The sequence below is a fragment of the Streptomyces silaceus genome, assembly GCF_001419745.1.
GTDB lineage: Bacteria > Actinomycetota > Actinomycetes > Streptomycetales > Streptomycetaceae > Streptomyces > Streptomyces silaceus.
This window is the reverse complement of record NZ_LIRJ01000124.1, coordinates 1-6,698: the sequence shown is the minus strand read 5'-3', so window position 1 is coordinate 6,698 and position 6,698 is coordinate 1. Positions and strand designations below refer to the sequence as shown.

Genomic DNA, 6,698 nt, shown 5'->3' with positions numbered 1-6,698 from the left:
GTGTCCGCCGGCCGGTGCGGCGTGGCGCCGTGGGCCCGGAAGACGGAAGGGGTCTCCCGCCGGGCTTTCGGTGTGTCTGCCGCTGAGAGGACTGGATACCGGGGACGTGGCCCGCGCGGAAGGCACGCCTGTGCCGGTGTCTGCAGGGCGGCAGCCCGCAAGGTGCTGGTCAGCCGGAGCCCGGCACTGCGGGGGCGGCTTGGCCGTGGCATGTCCGGCAGGCTCCGGCTCGGTTGGGCGGGGCGTGAGGGCTTCTGCGTCTTACCTGCTCAGTGGCTTGCCGTGCAGCCGGTGCTTTGGGGGCCGGGGGTGCGTGCGAGCATCCTGGCATGCAGCGTTTCGAGACCGTCACGCACATCGCCGCGTCTGTGGAGACCGTTTTCGGCCTGTCGTTGGACGTGGGTCTGCACACCGCGTCCATGGCGCGTTCCCGGGAGCGGATCGTCGGCGGTGTCCGGGCCGGGCGTATGGCGCTCGGTGACACCGTGACCTGGGAGGCCCGGCACTTCGGGATGCGGTGGCGGATGACCTCACGCATCAGTGCGTACAAGTGGCCCGAAAGGTTCGTGGACGAGCAGGTGGCCGGGCCCTTCAAGCGGTGGCATCACACGCACTGCTTCGCGCCGGACGGGCGCGGGGGCACGGTGATGCGTGATGTGATCGAATTCGCGGCGCCCTTGGGCCTGTTGGGAGCGGGGGTGGAGGCGGTGGTGCTGGGCCGGTACATGCGCAGACTCATCGAGTCGCGCAATGCGCATGTGGCGCACTGCGCTGAGGCGCCGGCCTAGGACTTGGGTCTGGGCCGGGTCTGCTGCCGCTGACGGCCCCTGGCTCCGCTCCGCCCCACTCGGCGGCCTGCTGTGCGCGAGGGATCCGTCGGGCGCACGGACGCGGAGGTCCGGGAGCGGCGCGTGCTGCGTGGGCGCTGCGGCGCTTGGCGCCGGTCACGACGCGGGCGCGCCTCGGGTGGACCGACACATCCCAGGTGTGCTCCCTATGCGCGGCGATTTCCGGCTCCATTCCGCTCCATCCAGCTGTGTCCGGTTCCCGGGCCTTCGGACGAGCCGTCGCGGCCGGTGCCGCAGACGGCTGACCGGTTTCTGGTCGGGGCGGTCGGCCGTCACGGCGTACCGGTATGGGTGCCTGCCAGTCGCATGGTGCGCGCGGAACACACCGCCACGATGCTGTGGTTGAGACGTAGCCGGCATCACTTGCTTGAGCGATGGCAGCAAGACGAACTCGTCGCATTGCTGGGAGTTGTGCATCGGAGCACGTTGGTTTTCATGATGTCGTCTCCAGAACCGTCTTCGCCGCCGTCGTCCGGGCCGCGGCGGCTCTCGGTCAGCCGGCTCGGCGCGGCTTTGGGAGCAGTGGTCGGGGTGGTCACGATTGTGGGGACCACGCTCGGGGCTGTGACGGCGTGGCCGGACAACTGGTGGCCCCGTCACCCTCCCGAGCCGGAGATTTACATCAAGTCGGTGGGAAACTCAGGCAACTTGGCAGTCCCGCTGACGGTGAAGGCACTTGACAAGCAGCTTTCCCGAGCGAAGTACACCTGCACGGAGAGTACTGCGAATCTGCTCGAGTCGGTCGGCGGTGTTCCGCATCATGTCTTCATCGACTTCGTGCTGACGACGGAACGGAGCGAGTCGGTCGTCATCCTTGGCCTGGAGCCTCATGTGCGCAGGGTGCCGCAGCCCGTGCTGAGGACTGAGGTGCTGGACTGCCCGGGCGGGGATGGGTACTTCGGCCGGCAGGCGAGCCTTGTCGTGGATGCGAGGCCTCCTCGTTTTCGTCTGTTCGATGAGAGCGGCCCGATCGAGCGTGTCGGGATCAATATGGGGAAGGGTGACGCGGCAGATTTCCATATCGAGGCCACGGCGGCCAGGTCCGGTGCCGCCTACGAGTGGACGGTTGATCTCAAGGTGCTTGTCGGAGGAAAGCCGCGCAACCTTGCGGTCTCTGACAACGGAGAACCCTTCAAAGTGGCTGCACCGCTTCCGAAGAGGGCGCCCAGGGTCGATTTGAGCAAGAAGCTGAAGGACGGCTATGCGTTTTGTTCGGAGCGTCCGCGTGACCCGCTGTGCTGAGTACGTGTGCAGCAGTCTCAGTGGCGCATCTCGGCGCCGTCGCGCGTGGCTCCGCCGTTGGTGGCGGTGGCGGTGGCGGCCGGCCCCGGGGCTCGGGGGTCCGCGCCCCCCCCGGGGCGTCCACGGCGGCTTTCGCGGCGGAGCAGACGGCGGCCGCAAGGCCTGGTGTGGTGGGTCAGTGGTGTGGAGACGCCGATGATGCGCCCGCCTGAGGTGGCGGGCTGTCGGGGGGCGTGTCCTGGTCGGGGCGGATCATTTCTCCTGCTGAGGGGCCAGGACGAGGCGGCCGCGTATCCCGCCTGCCGCGAGGCGGGTGTGTGCCTGGGCTGCTTGCTCGAGCGGGAGGACGTCGGCGACCCGCAGGGTGAGGTCCATGGCGGCCAGTTCGGCCAGGGCGGCGCCGTCGGCTCTGATCCAGTGCTGTTGGATGCGGATGCCGCGCAGCGGGGGAGGGGCCGTGCCGCCCACCACGCTGGCGTAGGCGCCCGCGCTGCGGACGGAGGCCAGGGCGCGGATGCCCAGTCCGGCCGTGTCGAGCGCGCCGTCAACGCCGCCGGGGACCAGGCGGCGGACCTCGGCCGCGAGATCGGTGGTGTCGCGGTCGAGGGTCCATGCGGCGCCGATGCTCCGGGTGAACTCCTTGTCGGCGGCATCGGCCTGGGCGATGACGCGCAGGCCGCGCCGCGCCGCCAGTTCGACGGCGAAGCCGCCGACGGCGCCGGCGGCTCCGGTCACCAGGACGGTGTCGCCCTCGGCGAGGCCGAGCAGGTCCAGGGCCTGGAGGGCGGTGAGGGCGTTCAGCGGCAGTGTCGCCGCGGCCGCGGGGCACACACCGGCGGGCGCGGGCGCGACGGCCGTGGCGTCCAGGACCAGGGAGCCGGCGTATGCGCCCAACGACACATCGAGCAGATCGCGCAGCCCGATCACCCGCTGCCCCGGGGCGAACGCCGTCACGCCCGTGCCGAGCCCGTCGATCACCCCGGCGGCGTCCCATCCCATACCGGTGAGCTCGCGGGCGGCCATCAGCCCGGCCTCGACGAGCGCGCCGGAACGGGTCACCAGATCAACGGGGTTGACCGTCGCCGCCTCGACCCTGATCCGCACCTGCCCGGGCCCGGGCACCGGACGCCGCACCGTCACCAGTTCGAGCACCTCGGGCCCGCCGTACCCACGGGCGGCCACCGCCTGCATCTTCTCTTCATCGGTCATGCTGCTCACCGTAGGTATTGCTACTCTCCATCAGGAAGTACGCACTTGGAGGTGCGTACGGCACCGGGAGGAGAGCCATGCCCACCCGCACCGCGGCCCAGCACCGGGCCGACGCGAGCACCGCCTACGACGCCTACCTCGCCCAGTGCCCGGCCCGCCACCTGCTGGACCGCATCGCCGACAAGTGGGTCAGCCTCGCGGTCAACGCACTCGCCGACGGGCCACGGCGGTACTCCGACCTGCAGCGCACGCTGGCGAGCGTGAGCCAGAAGATGCTCACCCAGACACTGCGTCATCTGGAGCGCGACGGGCTGGTGACACGGACCGTGACCCCCGCCGTCCCGGTCCGCGTCGAATACGAACTGACCCCGCTGGGCCGCTCACTGCTCCCGGTCATGCGCGCGATCAAGGACTGGGCGGAGGAACACATGGACGAGGTGCACACCGCCCGCGCCAACTACGACGCCCCCAGCTGACGGCGCCGCGGGTACATCACCTCAAGCATTCCGGCGGCCCTCGCAACGCATGTCACGTAGGCGCGGGATCTGTCTCCAGGAGCACGTCCAGAACGCGGCCGGCGACGTCCTGGGTAACTGCCGCGTCCGCCCGGCAGCGGCGTCGGCTGTCGTCAGCCAGCTGCACCCCCAGGGCAGCCGGAGCGGCTGCTCACTGGTCATCGTCTCCCGGCGGGAGTGCCGCGCCCGCTCGCGGCGGGAGCGGGCGCTTCCGCATCGTCGGTTTGCGGGTGGTGCACCGCGCCGCGTGCGAAGGCAGCATGTCCGCGCATCTCCTGTTCGGTTCACCGGCGCCCTGTGCGCCGGTGCCGGTGGGAGACCTCAAGGGGCGGAGCGGCGGCCGCTCCTCGTGACGCCAGGGGAGGAGGGTTCCTTGCGCCGCCCTACGCTGCTCACCGCCCTGGCGGCCGCCGGCCCGGCCATGCTGCCCCACCGGTCCGGACGAAGTCGTAGCTGGTGCCTGCGCGTCAGTGGGCGCATCAGGAACCGGGCTCCTGACCACGCGCCTGGGCCCGCCCCAGGCGCCCGGGGCGCCCACCGCGAGCCGGGAAGGCGCACCGCCTTGCTCACCGGCCGGCGCCAGTCCCCGGGGATCCCGCCCGGGCTTTCGGGCGTAGGGGGGACTGTCTCCAGGTAGCCGGAGGTGCAGCCCCGGCCCGGGCTGTCTGCCGTCGGCTTCCGCGCGCGAGGAGGGCAGGCCCGGCGCCGTTGAAGGGGTGCGCCACAGGCCTGCCCGGCGGCGGGACAGGGCCTGCCCAATGTACGAAGCGGTGCCGGTAGGGCTGCCCCGCGGCGGCCCGGGGTGCTCGTGCCGGCACGAGCACCGGATACGGGGCTGTGCGGCCGGGCGTCTGAAATGCGATGTACGCGCGGCAGGATCGCTGTCTATTCTGCTCGGCGGTCCTGTTGTCACCGATCGAGGTGGATTTTGCGCATCTGAGGTACGTGCCCCTGCTGCCAGCACGGCATCTGCCCGTGCGGCCCTGCCGCGCCCGGTCATACCGGCGTCGGCGGTTGTGCACGTGACCTCGGAGCCCCCGGGCCGCCCGGACGCGGTATAAAACCCTGCGCTGCGCTGCCCCCCCCTTGCCTCCGCGCGCCTGTGTGTCTTCCGCCTGCCGTCGTGCCATCGGGCGTGTGCCGCCCCCATTCCCTTGCACCCGCCGCATACGACCGCGGGTGACTGACCTCTCCGGTAGGCGACACCATGACCGCAACCCTCGTAGCCAAGAACCTCGCCGCAGGCCACGGCGACCGCACCCTGTTCACCGGCCTCGACCTGGCAGTGACGCCAGGAGAGGTCACCGGGCTCGTCGGCGCCAACGGGGCGGGCAAATCCACCCTGCTGCGCATCCTCGCCGGGCTCGACACCCCCGAACAGGGCCAGGTACGCGCCGCCCCGGCGACGGCGACCATCGGCTACCTGCCCCAGGAACCCGACCGCCGACCCGGCGAGACCGTGTACGCCTTCCTCGCCCGCCGCACCGGCGTGACCGCCGCCCAGCACGCGCTGGACACCGCCACCCGGGCCCTGGCCGACGGCACCGCCGGAGCGGACGAGGAGTACGCCGCCGGCCTGGAACGCTGGCTGAGCCTGGGCGGAGCGGACCTGGAGGAACGCGCCGAACACGTCGCCGCCACGCTCGGCCTCGGCATCCACCTGGAGCAGGCAATGACCTCACTGTCCGGCGGGCAGGCCGCCCGCGCGCAACTGGCCTCCCTGCTGCTCTCGCGCCACGACGTCCTGCTGCTGGACGAGCCCACCAACGACCTCGACCTGGCGGGTCTGGAACAACTGGAGCAGTTCGTCCGCGGACTGCGCGCGGGCGCCGTCGTGGTCAGCCACGACCGCGAGTTCCTCGCCCGCACCGTCACCCAGGTCCTTGAACTCGACCGCGCCCAGCAGCAGGTGCGCCTGTTCGGCGGCGGCTATGCGGCATACCTGCAGGAGCGCGAACGCGCCCGGCGTCATGCCCGCGACCAGTACGAGCAGTACGCCGAACGCAAGGCCGCCCTCCAGGAGCGCGCGAGCATGCACCGCTCCTGGGCGGACAAGGGAGTCCGCACAGCGCAGCGCCGCGGCCGGGACAACGACAAGTTCGCCCGGCGCGGGCGCATGGAGAACAGCGAGAACCTCGCCGGCAAGGCGAAACAGGCCGAACGCCTCATCGAGCGCCTGGAGGAAGTGGAGGAGCCGCGCAAGGAGTGGCAGCTGCGCCTGCAGATCGCGACAGCGCCCCGTTCCGGCACGGTCGTTTCCACACTGCGCCAGGCCCGCGTGCACCGCGGCGACTTCACCCTCGGGCCCGTGTCCCTGGAGATCGGCCGGACCGACCGCGTCGCGATCACCGGCGCGAACGGCTCGGGCAAGTCGACCCTGCTGGGCGCGCTGCTCGGCCGCATCCCCCTTGATGCCGGCCACCAGACGCTCGGCTCCGGCGTGGTGATCGGCGAGATCGACCAGGCCCGGGCGCTCTTCCGCGGACGCCAAAGGCTGCTGGACGCCTTCCGCTCCGCCATCCCCTCGATGGAGCCCGCCGAAGTGCGCACCCTGCTGGCCAAGTTCGGCCTGGGCGCCGAGCACGTGCTGCGCGAGACGACCACCCTCTCACCCGGCGAGCGGACCCGGGCCGCACTCGCCCTGCTCCAGGGCCGCGGAGTGAACCTGCTGGTGCTGGACGAGCCCACCAACCACCTCGACCTGCCGGCCATCGAACAACTGGAATCCGCCCTGGACACCTACGACGGCACACTCCTGCTCGTCTCCCATGACCGCCGCCTGCTGGACGCCGTGCGCCTCACCCGGCGACTGGCACTGGATGACGGTACGGTCACCGACACCCCGGTGTGACACGCACAGCGGCTGGCCACCACACCCTTCCCC

5 protein-coding genes are annotated in these 6,698 nt (G+C 71.4%); 4 read left to right on the top strand and 1 reads right to left on the bottom strand.

Annotated elements, in window-relative coordinates; genetic code table 11:
* Nucleotides 1-329 precede the first annotated feature (329 nt).
* Together AOK22_RS13925 and AOK22_RS13920 are read left to right on the top strand one after the other, a co-directional pair.
* Nucleotides 330-788 (top strand): SRPBCC family protein, encoded by a 459-nt coding sequence (locus AOK22_RS13925; protein WP_055698947.1) that lies wholly within the window; start codon nt 330-332, stop codon nt 786-788.
* 288 nt (nt 789-1,076) lie between these two features.
* Nucleotides 1,077-2,090: a hypothetical protein gene (locus tag AOK22_RS13920; RefSeq protein ID WP_141753725.1), complete on the top strand. Its 1,014-nt coding sequence runs from the start codon at nt 1,077-1,079 to the stop codon at nt 2,088-2,090.
* Nucleotides 2,091-2,342: 252 nt separating this feature from the next.
* On the opposite strand, the gene AOK22_RS13915 is transcribed toward AOK22_RS13920, so the two are convergent.
* Complete coding sequence (locus AOK22_RS13915; protein ID WP_055698945.1) at nt 2,343-3,299, bottom strand: NADP-dependent oxidoreductase; 957 nt, start codon at nt 3,297-3,299, stop codon at nt 2,343-2,345.
* 77 nt (nt 3,300-3,376) lie between these two features.
* Here AOK22_RS13915 and AOK22_RS13910 point away from each other — a divergent pair, with 77 nt between their 5' ends.
* Together AOK22_RS13910 and abc-f are read left to right on the top strand one after the other, a co-directional pair.
* The gene (locus AOK22_RS13910; RefSeq protein WP_055698944.1) at nt 3,377-3,775 is read left to right on the top strand and encodes a winged helix-turn-helix transcriptional regulator; all 399 of its coding nucleotides are present in this window, start codon (nt 3,377-3,379) and stop codon (nt 3,773-3,775) included.
* 1,246 nt (nt 3,776-5,021) lie between these two features.
* The gene (abc-f, locus tag AOK22_RS13905) at nt 5,022-6,665 is read left to right on the top strand and encodes a ribosomal protection-like ABC-F family protein (protein WP_055698943.1); all 1,644 of its coding nucleotides are present in this window, start codon (nt 5,022-5,024) and stop codon (nt 6,663-6,665) included.
* Nucleotides 6,666-6,698: the final 33 nt, after the last annotated feature.

Coding starts and splice junctions, on each gene's coding strand:
- AOK22_RS13925 (WP_055698947.1), top strand. CDS start 330: ATGCAGCGTTTCGAGACCGTCACGCACATCGCCGCGTCTGTGGAGACC.
- AOK22_RS13915 (WP_055698945.1), bottom strand. CDS start 3,299: ATGACCGATGAAGAGAAGATGCAGGCGGTGGCCGCCCGTGGGTACGGC.
- AOK22_RS13910 (WP_055698944.1), top strand. CDS start 3,377: ATGCCCACCCGCACCGCGGCCCAGCACCGGGCCGACGCGAGCACCGCC.
- abc-f (WP_055698943.1), top strand. CDS start 5,022: ATGACCGCAACCCTCGTAGCCAAGAACCTCGCCGCAGGCCACGGCGAC.